Annotated in this window: 17 protein-coding genes; 4 read left to right on the top strand and 13 right to left on the bottom strand. The window is 73.0% G+C overall.

Annotated elements, in window-relative coordinates:
* The first annotated feature begins 118 nt into the window (after nucleotides 1-118).
* The gene (locus ABD999_RS10380) at nucleotides 119-565 is read left to right on the top strand and encodes a DUF4383 domain-containing protein (protein WP_148035472.1); all 447 of its coding nucleotides are present in this window, start codon (nucleotides 119-121) and stop codon (nucleotides 563-565) included.
* A gap of 18 nt (nucleotides 566-583) precedes the next feature.
* Here the strand turns inward: ABD999_RS10380 and ABD999_RS10375 are convergent, their stop codons facing one another.
* Nucleotides 584-1,048, bottom strand: coding sequence for a hypothetical protein (locus ABD999_RS10375; protein ID WP_187281503.1), 465 nt, complete (start codon nucleotides 1,046-1,048; stop codon nucleotides 584-586).
* Between the two features lie 168 nt (nucleotides 1,049-1,216).
* Between ABD999_RS10375 and ABD999_RS10370 the strand changes: the two genes are divergently transcribed.
* A complete protein-coding gene (locus tag ABD999_RS10370) occupies nucleotides 1,217-1,891 on the top strand; it encodes a GAP family protein (RefSeq protein ID WP_271277830.1) in 675 nt (224 codons plus the stop codon).
* A gap of 2 nt (nucleotides 1,892-1,893) precedes the next feature.
* Here ABD999_RS10370 and ABD999_RS10365 read toward each other — a convergent pair whose 3' ends face one another.
* From ABD999_RS10365 to ABD999_RS10355, 3 genes are read right to left on the bottom strand one after another with little or no spacing between them, the layout of a single operon-like run.
* Nucleotides 1,894-2,628, bottom strand: a complete 735-nt coding sequence (locus ABD999_RS10365; RefSeq protein WP_271277831.1) for an SDR family NAD(P)-dependent oxidoreductase — start codon at nucleotides 2,626-2,628, stop codon at nucleotides 1,894-1,896.
* Nucleotides 2,629-2,686: 58 nt separating this feature from the next.
* Nucleotides 2,687-3,265, bottom strand: coding sequence for a TetR/AcrR family transcriptional regulator (locus ABD999_RS10360; RefSeq protein WP_271277832.1), 579 nt, complete (start codon nucleotides 3,263-3,265; stop codon nucleotides 2,687-2,689).
* 16 nt (nucleotides 3,266-3,281) lie between these two features.
* Nucleotides 3,282-6,248 (bottom strand): ATP-binding protein, encoded by a 2,967-nt coding sequence (locus ABD999_RS10355; protein WP_271277833.1) that lies wholly within the window; start codon nucleotides 6,246-6,248, stop codon nucleotides 3,282-3,284.
* A gap of 125 nt (nucleotides 6,249-6,373) precedes the next feature.
* Here ABD999_RS10355 and ABD999_RS10350 point away from each other — a divergent pair, with 125 nt between their 5' ends.
* On the top strand, nucleotides 6,374-7,636 hold the full coding sequence (locus ABD999_RS10350; protein WP_271277834.1) for an FAD-binding oxidoreductase: 1,263 nt from the start codon (nucleotides 6,374-6,376) through the stop codon (nucleotides 7,634-7,636).
* 4 nt (nucleotides 7,637-7,640) lie between these two features.
* Entirely contained in the window at nucleotides 7,641-8,201 is a 561-nt protein-coding gene (locus ABD999_RS10345; protein WP_148035478.1) for an alpha/beta fold hydrolase, read from the top strand.
* A 111-nt stretch (nucleotides 8,202-8,312) separates the two neighbouring features.
* On the opposite strand, the gene ABD999_RS10340 is transcribed toward ABD999_RS10345, so the two are convergent.
* The 9 genes from ABD999_RS10340 to ABD999_RS10300 all read right to left on the bottom strand — a co-directional run bounded on the left by ABD999_RS10340 (nucleotide 8,313) and on the right by ABD999_RS10300 (nucleotide 18,244).
* The gene (locus ABD999_RS10340; RefSeq protein WP_271277835.1) at nucleotides 8,313-9,035 is read right to left on the bottom strand and encodes a hypothetical protein; all 723 of its coding nucleotides are present in this window, start codon (nucleotides 9,033-9,035) and stop codon (nucleotides 8,313-8,315) included.
* A 39-nt stretch (nucleotides 9,036-9,074) separates the two neighbouring features.
* Nucleotides 9,075-9,557, bottom strand: coding sequence for a hypothetical protein (locus ABD999_RS10335; RefSeq protein WP_271277836.1), 483 nt, complete (start codon nucleotides 9,555-9,557; stop codon nucleotides 9,075-9,077).
* 68 nt (nucleotides 9,558-9,625) lie between these two features.
* Nucleotides 9,626-10,288: an AIM24 family protein gene (locus ABD999_RS10330; RefSeq protein WP_271277837.1), complete on the bottom strand. Its 663-nt coding sequence runs from the start codon at nucleotides 10,286-10,288 to the stop codon at nucleotides 9,626-9,628.
* Nucleotides 10,289-10,305: 17 nt separating this feature from the next.
* A complete protein-coding gene (locus tag ABD999_RS10325; RefSeq protein WP_271277838.1) occupies nucleotides 10,306-10,974 on the bottom strand; it encodes a sensor domain-containing protein in 669 nt (222 codons plus the stop codon).
* Nucleotides 10,975-11,133: 159 nt separating this feature from the next.
* A complete protein-coding gene (locus ABD999_RS10320; protein ID WP_271277839.1) occupies nucleotides 11,134-13,845 on the bottom strand; it encodes a DUF5682 family protein in 2,712 nt (903 codons plus the stop codon).
* On the bottom strand, nucleotides 13,842-14,957 hold the full coding sequence (locus tag ABD999_RS10315) for an ATP-binding protein (RefSeq protein ID WP_271277840.1): 1,116 nt from the start codon (nucleotides 14,955-14,957) through the stop codon (nucleotides 13,842-13,844). Before ABD999_RS10315 ends, ABD999_RS10320 begins: the two co-directional genes overlap by 4 nt.
* A gap of 10 nt (nucleotides 14,958-14,967) precedes the next feature.
* Nucleotides 14,968-16,344 (bottom strand): VWA domain-containing protein, encoded by a 1,377-nt coding sequence (locus ABD999_RS10310; protein WP_271277841.1) that lies wholly within the window; start codon nucleotides 16,342-16,344, stop codon nucleotides 14,968-14,970.
* Nucleotides 16,341-17,747: a hypothetical protein gene (locus ABD999_RS10305; protein WP_271277842.1), complete on the bottom strand. Its 1,407-nt coding sequence runs from the start codon at nucleotides 17,745-17,747 to the stop codon at nucleotides 16,341-16,343. Before ABD999_RS10305 ends, ABD999_RS10310 begins: the two co-directional genes overlap by 4 nt.
* Nucleotides 17,747-18,244, bottom strand: coding sequence for a hypothetical protein (locus ABD999_RS10300; protein ID WP_271277843.1), 498 nt, complete (start codon nucleotides 18,242-18,244; stop codon nucleotides 17,747-17,749). Before ABD999_RS10300 ends, ABD999_RS10305 begins: the two co-directional genes overlap by 1 nt.
* Nucleotides 18,245-18,290 lie beyond the last annotated feature (46 nt).

Below are 18,290 nucleotides of genomic sequence, written 5' to 3'. Positions count from 1 at the left end.
AACCTTATGCGCAGAGTAATGACTCGATTCCGGAGAGTCCGTTCGGGCGGTCGCGTTAGCGCCTGCCCGCGGAGGGCAGACGGCGGATCCACAAGAGACCCGTCCCGAGGGAGCTCCTATGAACACCCCCCGTACAGCCGGCACCCGGACCCCCGTGCAATTAGCGGCACTCGTCACGGGAGCCGTGTTCCTGCTGGTCGGTGTGCTGGGGTTCGTTCCCGGCATCACCACGGACTACGACCAGCTCCAGTTCGCCTCGCACGACTCGGAAGCGATGCTCCTGGGCGTGTTCCAGGTGTCGATCCTGCACAACATCGTGCACCTGCTGTTCGGGGTCGCCGGCATCCTGCTCGCCCGCACGGTGTCGGGCGCCCGCAACTTCCTCGTCGGCGGCGGCGTCGTCTACCTGCTGCTGTGGATCTACGGCATGCTGGTCGACCACGACAGCGCGGCGAACTTCGTGCCGGTCAACAACGCGGACAACTGGCTCCACCTGGTCCTGGGCGTGGGCATGATCGCCCTGGGGCTGCTCCTGGCGCGACGCCGCCCGCACGCCGTCCGCTGACCACCCGCCGTTCCGGCCTCAGGACCCGGTCTCGCGGCCCCGGGGCCGGAACGCCGGCACCGCGCGCGACAGCACCCAGCCGACCGCGCCCACGACCAGCCCGACCATGACCCCGGTGAACACGCTGCTGCCGAACGCGAACGTCCGCATCAGCGCCTCCTCCGCGCCGGGCGACAGCCCGCCCGCCAGGTTGCCGCCCAGCCGCGGCGCGTCCTCACCGAACGCCGACGACCAGAGCAGCTGGTGGGTGATCGCCAGCAGCACCCCGTAGGCGCCGCCGATCGCCAGCAGCGTCAGGAACGGGTTCGGCACCCGCCTCCACAGCACGACGCCCAGCCAGATCGCGACCGGCAGGAACACCAGCACGGCGTTGACGACCGGGCCGACCAGCCCCAGATCGTGCGCGATCACCCGCGGCACGCCGAGCGCGGCCAGCCCCGCGACGGCGACCGGTGACATTCCGAGAGAGTTCGTCTTCCTCATCGTCCGACGGTAGGAGCACGGCTCGGCGCGCGGCGTCGCCCCGCGGTTGTCTCCCCCGTACGCGCCCGCGAGTACGGGAACGCGGGCCCCGTAGGCAGAAAGATGTACGCGCCTCTTCGGCCATGAGCAGGATGCGACGACCGAGGCCGCTCGGCCAGGATCGGTGACATGACCACCGGCCTGCTGCTCACCCTGGCCGCCCTCGCGATCGTCGACAGCACCAGCTTCGGCACCCTGGGCATCCCCGTCTACCTGATGGTGGCGTCGGAGCGCGGGCAGGCGCCGCGGCTGCTCCTCTACCTGGCGACGGTGGCGGTGTTCTACTACCTCGTCGGCGTGGGCCTCATGCTCGGGTTGTCCACAGCCATGGACAACTTCGGCGACGCGCTGCACAGCGAGGCCGCGTACTGGGTGCAGCTCGTGCTGGGCGTGGGCCTGTTCGCGCTGAGCTTCCGCTTCGACGGCAAGCGTGGCAAGGGCCCGCGGCTGGAGCCGCGGATGGGCGGGCCGCGGGCGATGGTGCTGCTCGGGCTGACGGCGGGAACGCTGGAGGTGGCCACCATGGTGCCCTACCTCGCGGCCATCGGGATCATGACGACCGCGGCGCTCCCCGCCGGTCAGTGGCTGCCGCTGCTCGCCGCGTACGTGGCCCTCATGTTCGTGCCGGTGCTGGCGCTGCTCGGGCTGCGCGCGACGGCCGCGGCCTGGGTGGAGCCGAAGCTGGTACGGCTCCGCGCCTGGCTGGCCAGGCACGCGGCGTCGGCGGTGGGCTGGACGCTGGGCATCGCCGGCTTCCTGCTGGCCCGCGACGCCGCGGCCTTCCTGTTCTTCTCCGGAGGGTGAGATCAGGCGCTGGCCGCGCCGTCCACCACCAGGTCGTGGCCGGCGACGAAGCTCGACCGGGCCTCGGCCAGCCAGAGCACGGCGGCGGCCACCTCGTCGGGGTCGGCGACGCGGCCGAGCGGCATCGACGGCGCGAGCCTGGCGTCCCGCTCGGCGGGGGTCTCGCCGGGCAGGAAGCTCATGGTCGTGTCGGTGGCGCCGGGGCTGACGGAGTTGATCCGGATGCCGTCGGCGGCGTACTCGAGCGCGGCGGCCTTGGAGAGCACGCTGACGCCGGCCTTCGAGGCGGCGTAGGCGGCCATGCCCGGGATGCGGCGGTGCGCGCCGATGTTGGAGGCCACGTTCACGATCGATCCGCCGCCGTGCTCCTTCATGTACGCGATCTCGTACTTCATGGAGTGGAACACGCCCGTCAGGTTGGCGCCGAGCAGGGCCGCCCAGCCGGCGGGGTCCAGGTCGGCGAGCGGGCCGGGGCGGCCCAGCACGCCCGCGTTGTTGACGGCGACGTGCAGGCCGCCGTGCCGGTCGGCGGCGGTGGCGACCATGCGGGCGCAGTCGGCGGCGCTGGAGACGTCGGCGGCGATCCAGTCGGCGGCGAGCCGCTTGGCCGCGTCGGCGAGCCGCCCCTCGTCCCGCCCGGTGATCACGACCGTGGCGCCCTCGGCCGCGAACGCCCGGGCGGTCGCGTAGCCGATGCCGGAGGAACCGCCGGTGATGAGAACGACCTTGCCCTGCATGGCAAACCCCTTTATCGAGAACGATCGGTCTAGAATTTGAGCATGAAAAAAGGCCGCGTCAGCCCAGCACGGCCAGCGCCTGGTCGGCGGCGTCGTCCAGCCGGGCGGCGCCGCCGGGAGTCCGGCCGAGCACCCGCATCCCCTGCATGAGCACCAGCAGCATGCGGGCGACGGCCCGCGGGTCCTTGCCCCGAGCCAGCTCGCCCTGGGCGCGCGCCCTGGTCAGCGCCGAGGTCAGCACCGTCTCCAGGTGGCTCCAGCTGGCCTCCACGAACGCGGCCGCGGCCGGGTCGCGCGGCGCCAGCTCGACCGCGGCGTTCACGACCATGCAACCCCGCCGGTCGTCGCCGCCGGACTCTTCCGCGTACGTCCTGATCAGCGCGCGCACGGCCGGCAGCACCGGGCCGGGCTGGGACAGCGCGTCCAGGACGGCCGGGTCCATGTTGTGCAGGTAGCGCTCCAGGGCCTTGAGGTAGAGCTCGCGCTTGCCGCCGAACGTGGCGTAGATGCTCGCCCGCGCTATGCCCAGGTGGGCCACGAGGTCGGCCATGGAGGTCGCCTCGTAACCGCGCTCCCAGAACAGCTCCAGCGCACGCTGCAGCGCCGCGTCGGGGTCGAACTCCTTGCTCCTCGCCATACCGGAGAACCTAGCTCTATCCAGAACGATCGGTCAAGTTGAGCAACCGGAGCGTGGCCTCCCGCTCATGGGCCGCCCCGATCCGCCCCCACATCTCCGCCGACTCGCCCAACGCCTCCCGGTCCCCCCGCAACCGCCCTTGGGCCCGCTTCAGGCAGGCGGCGGCCCACGCGTTCTCCTCACCCGCCGCCTTCGCCGCGGCCACCCGCTCAGCGGCATCCGCCTCCCCGCGGACCACGGCCAGCTCCGCCACCGCCGCGATCGCGTACCTCCCGAACATCCCACCGCCACCCTCTCGCCCTGGGCCGTCCGCCGGCGAGGTGTGCGTGAGGTCGGCTTGGTGGATGGCGAGGCGGGCGTCGATGAAGGTGATCAGAGGGGCGTAGCGGGAGGCCGGGCCGATGTGGCCGACGGCGATCGCGCGGGCCCGCCACGCCTGGCATGCCGTGTCGTCCCCGCGCAGGCCGTGGGCCAGCGCCACCATGCCGAGGGCGGGAGCCATCCACCGTCCGGGCGGGGCGTCCACACGCGCCTGGCCGTCCACCATCTCGGCCGCCCGCGCCAGCGCCTGGTCGAAGTCGCCCGCGAGCACCAGCGGGGGCACCAGCCTGCTGCCGGCCAGCGCGGGATGGCTGCCCGTGACGTCGTCGTCCGCCGCCATCCGGGCCGCCTTCAAGGCCCCGTGCAGGTCGCCGACGGCGACGGCGAAGAAGGACGCGGTGTGCAGCGCGTCGACGATCTCGATACCGGTCCGCGGGTCGTCGCCGTCCATGGCGGGCAGCAGCTTGAGCCGCTCCCCCGCCAGCCGGTACGCCTCCCTGGCCCGTCCCCCGCGGTCGGCGGCGCAGATGACGGCGTCCAGCGCGGAGCTGGTCAGCACCGGGTCCCCGGTGGCCCGTGCGGCCTCCAGCGCTCGCCCGGCCACGTCCGGCCGTCCGGTGCTCCAGGCGCGCGCCGCCGCCACGTGCGCGGCCACGTACGGATCGTCCAGGTCTCCCGCCGCGGCCGCCTCCGCCGGCAGCGCCCGCACCCGCTCCTCCTCCGGCTCGTCGTCGAACCCGAACCCCGGATGCCTCTCGGCGATCACCGCCGCCCGCGCCAGCGCCACCGCCTCGGCGTTCCCGTCCCCGGCCGCCCGCGCCCTCTCCGCGGCGCCGAGCTGCAGCCGATACGCCTGCCCCGCACGCGCGAACGCCAGCGCGCACTCGGCGGCGTCGGCCAGATCCCGCGCCGCCTCCCCATCCCCAGGAGCCAGCACCGCCGCCTGCTCATAACGCGCGACAGCCTCCCGCAAAAACCTCCGCCCATACGTCAGCCCCGCCAACCTCCTAGCCAGCCGATGCGCCTCCCCACCAACGCCCACCACACCCGACCCGTCAGCGCCCGCGCCGGTTCCCCCATCCACGCCCACGCGAGCACCGGCACTCTCCCCCACGCCCGACCCGTCAGCGCCCGCGCCGGTTGCCCTATCCACGCCCACGCGAGCGCCCGCACTCTCCCCCACGCCCGACCCGTCAGCGTCCGTACCGGTTGCCCTATCCACGCCCACGCGAGCGCCCGCACTCTCCCCCACGCCCGACCCGTCAGCGCCCGCGCCGGTTCCCCCATCCGCAGTCCCCGCCGCGAACGTCCCCTCGGGGGACGGGAGCGCGGCGGCGTTCGCGGATTCACCCGTCGCGGTGGCGAGGGCGGCTCGCAGGTCGTCGGCCACCGCGTCGAACCGGCCCCACCAGGCGGTGTCGGGGTCGTCCGCGCGGGCGGTGGTGAGCGCGTCGGCCGTTTCGACCGCCCAGGCGAGGTGACGCCGCCGGGCGTCCGGGAGTTCGCCGCTCTCCTCCAGGCGTTCGGCTGCGAAGGCGCGGACCGTTTCCAGCAGGCGCCAGCCGCCGGCGTCGCGACGGTGGACGACCAGGCTCTTGTCGACCAGCCTGCCCAGCACGTCGGCGGCGGCACTCCGGCTGCCGCCCGTCACGGCCACCACGGCATCCAGGCCGAACCCTCCGGCGAACACCGCCAGCCGCCGGAACAGGGCGCGCTCGTCCGTCTCCAACAGGTCGTGGCTCCAGCCCAGCACGGTCCGGAGCGACCGGTGCCGCCGGTCGCCGCCACGCCCGCCCGCCAGCAACCGCAGGTTGTCGTCGAGCGCCGCCAGCAGACCGTCGGCTCCCAGCGCGGCCCCCCGGGCGGCGGCCAGCTCGATCGCCAGCGGGAGCCCGTCGAGCCGGGCGCAGATGCGCGAGGCGACGTCCCGCCCGGCGGCGAACCCGGCGGCCCCCGCCCGGTCGAGGAACAGCTCGACCGCGTCGGACCCCGGCGGCAGCGGCTCGACGGAGACGACCCGCTCCCCGGGGACGCCGAGCCGCTCGCGGCTGGTCACCAGCGCCCGGGTGGCAGGACAGACCGCCAGCAGCCGGTCCACGAGCGCGGCCACCGGATCGAGCAGGTGCTCGCAGTTGTCCAGCACCAGCAGCGCGCGCCCGCGCCCGAGCCGGTCGGCGATCGCGTCCTCCAGCGGCTGCCCCGGCCGCTCCGCCACGCCGAGCGCCGCGGCCACCGCCTCCGCCACGAACCCGTCGCGCACCGGCACCAGGTCCACGAACGCGCCGCCGTGCGGGAACGACGGCGCCGCCGCCCCGGCGACCGCCACCGCCAGCCGGGTCTTGCCCACCCCGCCGGGCCCGGCCAGCGTCACCAGGCGGGAGGACTCGAAGGCCGCGATGATCTCCGCGCGCTCCGCCGACCTCCCCACGAAGCTCGTGCGCGCCGCCGGCAGCCCCGCCAGCTCCCCCGTCCGGCTCTGCCGGGCGAGCGCGGCCAGCTCCTTGCGGTCGGCGGCCCCGTGCTTGCGCAGCAGCGACGAGACGTGGCTCTCGACGGTGCGGACGGAGATGTGCAGGCGGGCGGCGATCTGCGCGTTGGTGAGGCGGTGCCCGAGCGCCGCGAGCACCTCGGCCTCGCGTTCCGACATCCCTCCGCCCGTCACGGCCCCATCATCGCCCACGGGTGCGGGTGGGCGGTGAATCCGTGGTGGATCCGTGGTCTATACGGATGCCCCCGCGGGCGTGCCGCAGGAGCCTGAGATCAGGTCAACCACCGAAGGGACGCATCATGCTGACGAACATCGCCGACCGGATCGACGGCTTCACCGGTGCCGTGCACCTGCCGGGTGACGAGGGCTACGAGCTGGGCCGGCAGTCGTTGAACCCGGCGGTCGACGCGCGGCCCGTCATGGTCGCGGAGGCGGCGCGGACGGAGGACGTGCGGGCCGCCTTGGTGTCCGCCAGGACGTGCGGGCTGCCGCTGGCCGTGCAGGCCACCGGGCACGGGACGCACGTGCCGGCCGACGGCGGGATCCTGCTGCGCACGGGGGCGCTGGACCGTGTGGAGATCGACCCGGTGAGGCGGGTGGCCCGGGTCGGGCCCGGCGTGCGGTGGGGGCGGGTGCTGCGGGAGGCCGCGGCGTACGGGCTGGCGCCGCTGTCGGGGTCGTCGCCCGACGTCGGGGTGACGGGCTACACGCTCGGCGGCGGGGTCGGGTGGCTGGCGCGCAGGTACGGGCTCGCGGCCGACAGCGTCGTGAGCGCCGAGGTGGTCACCGCCGACGGCCGGACCGTCACGGCGGACGCCGACCGGCACGCCGGCCTGTTCTGGGCGCTGCGCGGCGGAGGCGGCAACTTCGGGATCGTCACCTCGCTGGAGTTCCGGCTCTACCCGGTCGACCTGGTCCATGCCGGGATCGCCTTCTTCCCGTACGAGCGAGCGGCCGAGACCCTGGCCCACTACCGCGCCTGGGCGGCGCAGGCCCCCGACGAGGTGAGCACGGCGGTCATGCTCACCACGCTGCCGGGCGGGACCGAGCGGGTGCTCGGGATCAAGGCCATGTACGCGGGAGCGCCCGAGCGGGGCGACCGGGTGCTCCGGCCGCTGTGGGAGGCGGCCGGGCCGGCGATCAGGGACGAGGTGCGGCCGGTCCGGTACGCGGACGCGGCCATGGGCGGCACCCCGGCCCGCTACCTCGACTTCTTCCACGACCTGCCGGACGAGGTGATCAGCACGCTGGTGGAGGCCGGGCGGCACGCCACCGTGGAGATCAGGCACTGGGGCGGCGCGATGTCCCGTCCAGGCCCGGACGCGGGGCCGGTCGGGCACCGGGGCGCGGCGTTCTCGGTCATCGTGAGCGAGCGGCTCGCCGGCATGGCCGACGCGCTGTCGCCGCACGGGACCGGCGGCACGTTCCTCAACTTCCTGGCCGACGCCGGGCGGGTCGCGGACGCGTACACGGAAGCCGATCACGCCCGGCTGGCCGAGGTGAAGCGTACGTACGACCCGGACAACCTGTTCCGGCTCAACCTCAACATCGCGCCCCGGTGACGTCGTGCCCCGGGTCACGTCCTGCGACGGGACGTCCATCGCGTACCGCACGGACGGGGAGGGACCTGCGGTGGTCCTGGCCGGGTTCCCCGATCGGGCGGCGGCCCTGCTGGCGGAGCGTTTCACCGTATACCGCTACGACCGGCGGGGCACCGGCGGCAGCGGGACGACCGCCCCTTACGCGGTGGCGAGGGAAGTGGAGGACCTCCTGGCGGTCCTGACGGCCGTCGGGGGCACCGTGGCGCTGGCCGGGTGGGGTCCGGGGGCGGTCCTCGCCCTGGAGGCCGCCCGTCGCCTCCCGCCCCTCGCCTGTCTCGCCATAGCCGGCCTGGGGCCCCTCGTCCCCGCCACCTGCCCGGATCACTCCCACGCTGAGGGCCGCGCGGCCGACACCCACATCGAGGCCGCGCTGCGGCGACTGGTCTCCCACGCTGAAGCGCCGATCCCGGCGGATCTCGCCGCCGCCCGCTGGACGTGGCTGACGGTGCCGGTGCGCGTCATCGGAAACCCCGCGCTGGCGGCCGTCCTCTCCGAAGGCGTCCGGCAGGACGGCTTCACCACCTGAGATTCCCCAGGTCACCGGCTCCGACCATGCGGTCGCCCGCTGCTGAGAGCCAGCGTGACCCGAAGTACGCGGAGCGTCTCCTGGGCGGTGGGAGAACCCTGGCCGAGTGTCTCACTCGAAGAGCTTGTCCACGGAGTCGACCAGCGCGGCCCGCTGCAGCCATCTTTCCAACGTCTTGATGTCGGTGCAGGACATGATCCGATCCCGGTCGTCCTCGGTCACCCGGAACCCGCGCGCCTCCAGCACGACGAGCAGCCCTTTGGCCTCACCCCGGGCCTCACCCCGGGCCTCGCCCTTCGCCATGAGGCTTTGTGCATATTCGCCCTGGTAGAGGTAGGTCTGTGTGGCCATGAGCCGCTCCATTTCTTTCTGCGCGTCCCCCGCCAGTGCCACGGTGACATACTCAGCGTAGCGTCCTGCCTTCTCCGGGTCGATGTGGTCCAGAGCTTCTGTCAGGGTGGCGAGAATGGCTTTGATCTGCGGGTTCTCACTATGGGTGATCGCAGCGATAGCCGCCAGGCCGATGTTGCCGACGGCCTCGGCTACGTCGGTGATGACGGGCGTGTTATCGGGGCCGATCACGAAGGGACGCAGGACCAGGCCCGGATGGCCGGTCTGGATGTGCTGGGACGCCCATGCGGCAACGGCGCGGTTGGGGCAGATGACGACCAGCAACGCCTGACAGCGGTCGCGGGCACGCATGTTGGCGATGTAGGCCAGCCACGTCCAGTGTTTGGTGTCGTCGCGCTGACGTTGCACCTCGGTGATGACCGCCAGTTTGACCTTTCCTTCGGTGAAGAGGAGTGCGGCGTAGGTTGCATGACGACTACTCACAGTTGGCGGTCGAGGTGGTCCGGTTCCGGCGTGTGTGCCTTAAGAGTGCGCGGCCACCAATCCGACGACCATGGTCAGAAGGCCCACCGAGGTGGTCACGATCCCCACCGTGACCGCTCGCCTGCGCGCCCTCGGCCCACCCCACCAGTACGCGAGCACGTACGGGAGGAAACCGAGACCGGCGAGCCCGGCGGCCGGGACGGCGGAGACGGCGAGCACGCCCTTGAGCCCGTCGGGGAGCGCGCGGGTGCCGTCGGGGGTGAGGCGGGCGTGCGTCACGTCGCCCGCGTCCGAGTCGGGCGAGGTCGCCACGATCACGGGCCGGCCGCCGTCGTCGGGGACGAACCGGCCGCGGCAGTCGTACCGGCCCCGGCCCAGCGACTCGCAGGACACCACCGTGAGCGTCCCGGGCGTGCCGGTGTGGCCGAGCGTGAGCAGGTAGTCGGGCACCGCCACCGGGATCGGCGCCAGACAGACCGCCAGCCAGAGCAGGATCAGGACGATCCGCGGGAAGTTTCCCATGCGGGACAGAATGGCGACCGCGGCTTGCGGATGACTTGGCACCGGCTGCCTGGGTCGCGCCAGTGTCGTCAGGCGGGCTTCGGCACCAGCGGGCCCTCGCTGGCCTGGACCAGGACGAAACCCTGGCCCTGGAAGGCCAGTTGCATGGCCTCGCCGCTGCCCCGGCCGATCAGCGCACCGGCCTTGAAGGTGCGGTTGACGCCGACGTGCAGGGCGGCGCTCCAGCACACGGCCGACTGCCCGTCGGCGAAGGTCGGCATGCGGCTCGCGTCGAGCATGACCGGGGTGCCGTGGGTGGTGACGGCGACCCATCCGGTGCCGGTGAGCGTGGTGTTGAACAGCCCGCCCGCCGCGACCCCGGCCCCCTGCACCCGCTGGATGTCCCAGCCGATCTGCGGCTGGAAGGCGAGCAGGTTGCGGCCGTTGACGGTCAGGCCCTCGTTCTCGAGGTAGAACAGGTGGATGTCGTCGGCGTTGTCGGCGAGGTAGAGCGCGCCCTGCCCGCGCACCCGCATGAGCGAGGCGCCCTCGCCGGTCATGGCCTTCTTGAACAGTTTGCCCAGCCCGCCGGAGCCTTCGTAGTCGAAGTCCCAGTTGCCCTGGAAGGCGACCATCGACCCCTGCTTGGCGAGCACCTCGGGGAGCTCGACCCGGAGCATCTTGCCGTTCTGCAGGGCGAAGCCGGGCGGGAGCTGCTGGGTGTCGAGGTTGCCGAAGATTGGGCTGCGCACGGGTTTACCCTTCAAGATCAGGCGGGGATCCTCTGGTCCACGATATGCGGCGCGGCGGCGGGGCGCGCGAGAGCGGGCCGGGTGAGCATCAGCTCGGCCAGGCTCGCCTTCACCAGAGCGGTTCCGCGCAGCACGGGGGCCAGGGTGATGGCGAACAGCAGGCCGATCACCGTGTTCCAGACCACGAACAGCGCCGGGCTGGCGCCGAACCCGAGCAGGTCGGGCAGTCCTGTCTCGACGGCCCCGGGGATGCCCGCGATGATCCACCCGTACAGCGGGAAGGTCAGCCCGGCCAGCGTGCCCACCCACCAGACGGCGGCCACCACGAACCCGGCGACGGCGATCGGGAAGGCGATGATCACGTGCAGCAGGTCCATGATCGCCTGACCGCTGGCCAGCGGGTTCATCATCCGGCGGAACCAACCGGCCCAGACGGGCGCCTCGCGGTAGCGGGGACGGGCGACGGGGTGGCCCAGCACGCCGGGCAGGGAGGCCCGCTCGACGTCGGCGACGTTCCTGGCGAGCCCGGCGGTGGCGGCCAGCACGGGCAGCCCGACGAACGCGACGGCGGCGCCCAGCCCGGCGGAGACACCGGCGACGACCAGCGGGAACGTGACGAGGGCGGTGGGGAAGGACAGGAGCAGGTAGCGGGAGTCGGCGGCGATGCGCTGCTGGAGGGTCGTCATACCGGCAACGCTACGGATCGGCGGCGGCCGAATCAGTCCCGCGAGCAGGCGGAACGGGGGTAGGGCTATCCCTACCCCCGTGGCGGTCAGCGCTCCACAGCGCGGCTTGTCAGCACGGCTTGTCAGCACGCACGGCCGCCACCGCGCTCCCCGCTGTCGTCAACGCGGTGCCAGCAGGGCCGCCAGTGCGTCGGACGCCGCCGGGTGGCGGGTCAGGAGGTCGCCTGCCGGGCCGGGCCCGGTCGCCCCGGTGGCCTGCCAGGTGCCGTCGCAGCCCAGCAGGGCCGCGAGCGCGTCGGTCGTGGCCGGGTGGGCGGCGAGCAGGTTCGTGACCGGGCCGCCCGCCGGTGCGGGGACGGGAGTCGGGGCGGGCGCGGCGGTCCATGGCGGGGTCCACGCGTCCACCGCCGCGAGCGTGCCGGGGAACGTCCGGCCCGCTTCGCGTACGAGAACCGGCACCAGCTCGGCGGCCTCGTCCTTCAGGGTGGTGATGAGCTTGGGCAGCCACGGCAGCAGCACGCTGTCGGGCAGGGTCGCGAAGGCGTCGGAGATCAGCTCGACCACGAACGGCGTCAGCGCGGGCGCGGGTTCGAGCGCCTGCACGAAACCGCTCAGGTACTGCGGGAACGACGGCACCACCAGCGGGTTGGCCAGCAGCTCGGCGCAGCGCGCCCGCAGCTCCGCCGACGACAGCAGGCCGAGCTGGAACCTGGCCGCCCACAGCAGCGCGACCTTGCCCGGCGTCTCCGGGTGCGACTGCTTGACCGCCAGCTCCAGCTGGGCGCGGTCGCAGCCGAGCGAGATCGCCAGGCTCTCCATCCCGGACAGGAACCCGAGCATGGCCGCCACCTGCCGCACCCCGGTGTCGTCGGCCACGAAGGCGCTCGGCAGCAGCGTGCAGTAGTGCGCGTATCCGGTGGTGACGAACCGTTCGACCCAGGCGGGCAGCGCCGGCTCGGCGGACCGGTAGTGCGTGAGCAGCCGGCGGATGCGGCGCAGCACGTCGGGCGCGTCGTCGACGGTGCGCTCGGCCGCCAGCAGCTCCACCGCCCGCGCCCCGAGCTCCTCGGTGAACCGGCGGCTCCCCAGGAGCACGATGGACTCCTCCACCGCCTCCAGCGCGACGGCGGCGGTGGCCTCGGGATCCGTCACCATCTTGCGCAGCCGCTGCTCCAGCACCTGCTCGACGGTGACGCCCTCGTAGCCGAGCTCGATGAGCGCGCGCTGGTGGTGGCCGATGGCGACGTCCCAGCTCTCCTGCCTGGACCGCTCGCCCAGCGCGCGGTTGCCCATGATCGGCCGCACCGCGCCGTCCGGCATCAGGCGGCGCAGCATCCACAGCAGGTGGGAGCAGGGCTCCAGCTCGGGGTCGGCGCCGAAGTCGAGCAGCACCCGGTGCACGGCCCGCTTGCGCACGTCGACGCCGAGCGGCTCCAGCCGGTCGTAGACGTCCTGGGCGAGCGGCGGCAGCGCGGCGTAGCCGACCTCGCCGATCCGGTCGCCGCCGAGCAGGATCTCGCAGAGCTGCGCGACGTCCCTGCGGCCGGACACGGCGTCCTTCTCGATGCAGGTGACGGCCGCGTCCTGGAAGTCGTACGGGGTGGGCCTGGCGCGGTTGCGCATCCCGGCCAGCAGGATCGACGTCTCGAACACCGCGATGGCGTCGGCGGTGCTGGCCAGGTAGCCGTTGCGGCGGGCCAGCCGGACGATGTCGACGCACCAGCCGAGCAGCTCGGCCTCATCCAGCGCGTCCAGCGCGGGCGGGCTCGACAGGAACCCGGTCAGCCGGTCGGTCACCGGCCCCTCCGCCGCCGGAGCCGCCTTGCGCCGCCTGGTCGTCGCCTGCCGGCCCTTGAGCTGGTACGTCTTGACGCCGCCCCGGGTGACCGCCTTGGCGTAGGTGGCGGCGGCGATCGACACCGAGCCGGGTGCCAGCCCGAACTGGGCCTCGACGGCCGAGTGGCTGGCCGGGACGATCCCGTACTGCCAGGTCGTGCCGGTGCGCGGGGTGACCTCGTAGGCGGGCTCCGCCGCGTGCAGGCCGAACTCCTCGACCCGGCTGGCGGCGTGGAAGGCGCCGCACACGTACAGGCAGCGCCCGGGGTCGGCGCCGGAGGCGGCCAGGTGCTCGCGCATGCGCGTCCACATGTGGCGCTCGCGCTCCTCGTCGCCGGCCAGCCGGGGCGAGTCCTCCGGGGTCAGCCGCCGGAACAGGCTGCCGATCAGCACCATGACCTGCCGGTAGGTGGCGTAGTCGGCCCCGGAGAGCGGCTGCTCCACGTACTGGTCCCACCACTCGGACCAGTGGCGGACCTTGGCGTGGTGCAGCAGGTGCTGCTCCAGCTCGGCGAAGCGGGGCCGCAGGTCGCCGATCTCGATGCCGACGGACTCGTCCGGGCGTTCCTGCGGCAGCCACTGGTAGACGTGGTCGGCCGAGCGGTCCACCAGCACCAGCTCCACGCCGGGCGTGTCGAGCGCGTACGCGATGGCCTGGTACTCGGCGGACGCCTCGGTGATCGGCGCGACCACGTTGAGCGGGCCCCAGCCCTCGGGGAAGCCGTCCAGCTCGGTGGCGAACGCCTGCAGCGCGACCGGCAGCCGGCAGTTGCGCAGCTCGTCGAGCACCGGCCGCAGGTCCTCGCAGAGCTCCAGGTAGACGACCTCGGGCTGCTTCTCGCGCAGCCTCCTGGCCATGGCCAGCGCCGAGGCCGGGGAGTGGTGGCAGACCGGGAAGATCTCCAGTGGCTCGGCCAGCGCCCGGTCGACGTCGTCGACCAGGCCCGACAGGATGCCGGAGAGCGCGCCGGGCCCGTCGGCGAAGGTCTCGGCGGCGGCGTGCAGCTGCTCGCGCAGCGCGGCGAACGGGCTCATGAGAGCGTGGCGATCGCCTGGCGGCCGCCTTCGAGGAAGCCCTGCCACTCGCCGCCGTCCTTCTTGCTGCGCGGCTCGATCACGCCGTGCCAGAACTTGTTGAGTATGGCCAGGTCCTCGGGGCTGCGCCGGGCCAGCGAGCCGACCAGCGACCCGGCCAGCGTCGAGGCGCGCAGCGTGCTGTCGCCGAAGAAGTTGCTGTGCAGGATCGCGTCCTCCAGCACGCCGATCTGCTCGGCGGTGGACAGCGCCGACTCCAGCTTCTCGTCGTCGCTGGTCGCCGACTGGGCGGCGGCGCGCAGGTCGGCGAAGCTCTGCAGCAGGATGTCGAGCAGCGACGGCGGCACCTCCAGCTCGATGCGGTGCCTGCGCAGCAGCTCGGTGGTGCGGAAGCGGACGATCTCCGCCTCGCTCTTCTTGTTGGTCACGACCGGGATGCGGACGAAGTTGAAGCGCCGTTTGAGCGCCGACGACAGGTCGTTGACGCCCCGGTCGCGGCTGTTGGCGGTGGCGATGATGGAGAAGCCGGGCTTGGCGAAGACGATGTTGTCGTCGTCCAGCTCGGGGATGGACACGTACTTCTCCGACAGGATCGAGATCAGCGCGTCCTGCACGTCGCTGGTGGAGCGGGTCAGCTCCTCGAACCGGCCGATCACGCCCTGCTCCATCGCGGTCATGATCGGGGACGGGATCATCGACTGGCGCGACTGGCCCTTGGCGATCACCATGGAGACGTTCCACGAGTACTTGATGTGGTCCTCGGTGGTGCCGGCGGTGCCCTGCACGACCAGCGTCGAGTTGCGGCAGATCGCCGCCGACAGCAGCTCGGCCAGCCAGCTCTTGCCGGTGCCGGGGTCGCCGATCAGCAGCAGGCCGCGGTCGGACGCGAGCGTGACGATGGCGCGCTCGACGAAGCTCCGGTCGCCGAACCACTTCTGCTTGATCTCCCGGTCGAGGCCGTCGGAGCGCTCGGAGCCGAGCACGAACAGCCGGACCATGCGCGGGCTGAGCCGCCAGGAGAACGGCTTGGGCCCGTCGTCGACCGACTCCAGCCAGTCGAGCTCTTCGGCGTACTTGGCCTCGGCGGGGGCACGCAGCATCTCATCGGTCATGGCGTATCTCCTAGGTGAGGAAGCTCTTGAGCTCGAACACGAGTTTGTTGATGTTTCCCGAGATGACGGGCGTGCCCAGGTCCTTCAGTTTCTGGCGGAACCACGGGTCCACGCTCTGATGGCCGGAGCTGGTCACCGACCCGACGGGGATGAACCTCGTCCCGGAGCGGTGCACGGCCTCGAACTCCCGCTGCAGGTCGCGGACGTCGTAGAAGTCCGAGATCCACACCATCGCGGTGTTGCGCGGGTCGACGATCTTGGGGCGGGCCAGGGTCATCGCGACCGTCCCGTTCGTGCCGCCGCCGAGTTTGGTACGGAGCAGCACCTCGAACGGGTCGCTCACCCACGGCGTCAGGTCGAGCGCCCTGGTGTCGTAGGCGATCAGGTGGACGTCGACCTTGGGCAGCCCGGCGAAGATCGAGGCCAGGATGGTGCAGTTGACCATCGAGTCCACCATCGAGCCCGACTGGTCGACGACCACGATCAGGCGGGCGGGGGTGGTGCGGCGGGCGGTGTGCCGGTAGAAGAGCTTGTCGACATACAGCCGCTCGTCCTCGGCGTTCCAGTTGGTGAGGTTCTTCCAGATCGTCCGGTCCAGGTCGAGGTTGCGGAAGACCCTCTTGGGCGGCACCGAACGGTCGACGGTGCCTACGCTCGTCTGCTGCACCTGGGTGCGGAGCACCTGGGCGACCTCGTCCACGAACCGGCGGATCAGCGCCTTGGCGTTGGCCAGCGCCACCCCCGACAGGTTGGACTTGTCGCGCAGCAGCTGCTCGATCAGCGACATGCTGGGCGTGAGCTGCCTGGCCAGCGCGGGGTCGGCGAGCACCTCGCGCAGCCGCATCCGGCGCACCAGGTCGCCTTCCAGCCCGGCGAGCATCCCGCCCAGCTCGCTCTGCCCCGGCTGGGCGCGCAGCTCGCCGGCCTCGCAGCCGAGCGCCTGCTCGAACCAGCCCGCGTCCTGCTGCCAGGCGGCCAGCCGGGTGGCGGTGACGTCGCCCGTGCCGGTCGCGAACAGGTTGAGCAGCAGCTTGGCGGCGAGCGCCGCGGTACGGGCGCGGTCACGGTCGTCGTCGCCCGTCATGAGGCCGCGGAACTCGGGGCCCAGCTCGGGAAAGCGCTGCACCAGGTTGTCCACGGACACGGACGGGTCGAGCAGCTGGGCCGGCAGCCCGAGGTCCTCGACGATGGCGACGCTCGCGGACTCCAGCGCGGGCTGCTCGTCGGCGCCGAACACGCGGGCCAGCAGCCGCCAGAGCAGCACCTGCCGCCGATTCGCCTCTGCGGCGTCGTGAGCGGTCCCGCCGCCGTGGGCGCTCACGGCGTCGTGGGCAGTCCCGCCGCCGTGGGTGGTCGCGTCGCCGGGGATGTTGTGGTCGGTGGTCATTTGCGCAGCAGCCGTCCCGCTCGTTCGCGGAGCACGCCGACCGGGTCGCCCGTCTTGGCCAGCGCCTTGGCCGCCTTGGGGTCGGTGGTGCCCAGCGCCCAGTCGCCGTTGTGCGCGGCGACCGGCTTCTTCTTGACCGTGGCCTGGACGGCGAGCGGCTGCAGCAGCCACCCCCCGGCGTCCCAGCGCAGCAGCCCGACGCACGCGGTGGAGGCGGCGAGCAGCTCGGGGGTGAGCGGCCCGCACCCCGGCAGCCGCCCGGTGGCGAACGGCAAGGTGGCGCCGTCGAGCGTGAGCGTGACCCCGCCGCCGGCCTTGGCCGCCTTGTATCCCTCCACCAGGACCGGCTCCGCGACGCGCGCCGGGTGACGGTCCAGCGGCGGGGTCTCCCCGGCCACCGCGCCCGCGAGCAGCACCCGGGCGGTGGCGAACGGGTCGGTGAGCTCGGCCGCGGTGGCCTTCTCCTCCTGCCAGACCAGGTCGCCGCCGGGAAGCAACGGCATGCCGTCGATCTCCGCGGCCAGATGCTTGGCCAGCGTCGCCAGCAGCACCGGATACGCCTGGAACAGCCCCCACACGGCCGGCCCGGTGATGGTGTCGACCTTGCCCGCGGCGACGCTCACCCGTACCAGCCGGGACGTCCCGCCGCCGGCGGGCTCCAGCACCGCGTGCACCTGCACCTGGACGGCGGTGCCGTGCTCGTGCACGTCCGCCCCGAGCGGCAGCAACCGCCCCGACACCGTCTCGGCGCCCTCCCCCGACCCCGGCCAGCCGGGCTCGGCCAGCAGCGTGGCCCGCGTCCACAGGTCGGCCCAGCGCCGTAAGGGCAGCCGTTCCATCGTGGACACCGGCGACGAGTCACGCAGCTCGGCGGCCAGCCCGTCGAGCAGCACCGCCAGGCGGCGCGCCCCCGGCTCCGCGAGCACGGCCTCGATGGCCTGGTCACCGGCGGCGGCCAGATCGTGCCCCACTCCCCGCCACCCGGTGATGGCCAGCTCGTACAGCCACGACCGGCACCCGACGAGCAGATTTCCCGGTACGGACGAGTCACCGGCGGCGGGCGGGCCGGAGGGAGACCTCGTCCTGCCCAGCGACTCGTCCAGCCGGGTCAGGAGGGCGTCGTGGGCGGCGCCCAGGAGGGCGGACCGCGCGGCGGCCAGGGCCGTCAGGTGCTCGCCGCTCACCGATCCGGCCGACACCTTCGCGGCCGCCTCCGCCACCCGGTCGCCCAGCGGCGTCGCCGCCACCGCTCCGGCCAGCGCGGCGATCGCCGCGGCCCGCTGCTCGCCCACCCGGCCGAAGCCGTGGGACAGCGCGTCGTCGAAGCCGTCGACCAGCTCCAGCGCCTCGGCGAGGCCGTCGGGCAACCCGCCGACCAGGTCGTTCAGCTGCACCCCGAGCATCAGCGCACCGTCCCGGGGAACCAGTGCATCTCCGCGAGCGGCGCCGTGGTGACCGGCAGCTCCAGGTAGCCCAGGTGGCGCAGGAACCGGCTGAACACCACGGCCGCCGGCTGCGACTCCTGCTGCCCGCCCAGCCTGGCCGCCAAGTCGGCCCCGGACGCCACCGTCTCGGCCCCCTCGACCCGGAGGTATCGGGCGACCCGCTCCGCTCCGTACTGCACGACCGCCTCGTCCACCAGCGACCGCAGGTGCTTGCAGAGCGAGCCGTAGAGACCGCCGCACGGGCGGTTGTTGTTGGTGCTGCAGTTGAAGTCGTGGGATCCGGCGGCGATCGAGGAGACGTACACGCGAGCGATGTCGGAACCGCTCGACACCACCCCCTGCAGCCTGCCGTCGCCCAGCTCGACGAACGGCACCTTGGCCAGCTTGCGCGGCTGGACGGGCGGCACCACGCACGTCACGCTGCTCTGCTCCCACACGGTCGGGTCAGCGGGCACGGTCAACGACCTCCAGCCGGGCTCGGCAATGATCAACGGAACCGGA

Source organism: Nonomuraea ferruginea, assembly GCF_039540635.1.
Classification (GTDB): Bacteria; Actinomycetota; Actinomycetes; order Streptosporangiales; family Streptosporangiaceae; genus Nonomuraea; species Nonomuraea ferruginea.
This window is presented reverse-complemented; position numbering and strand designations above follow the sequence as displayed.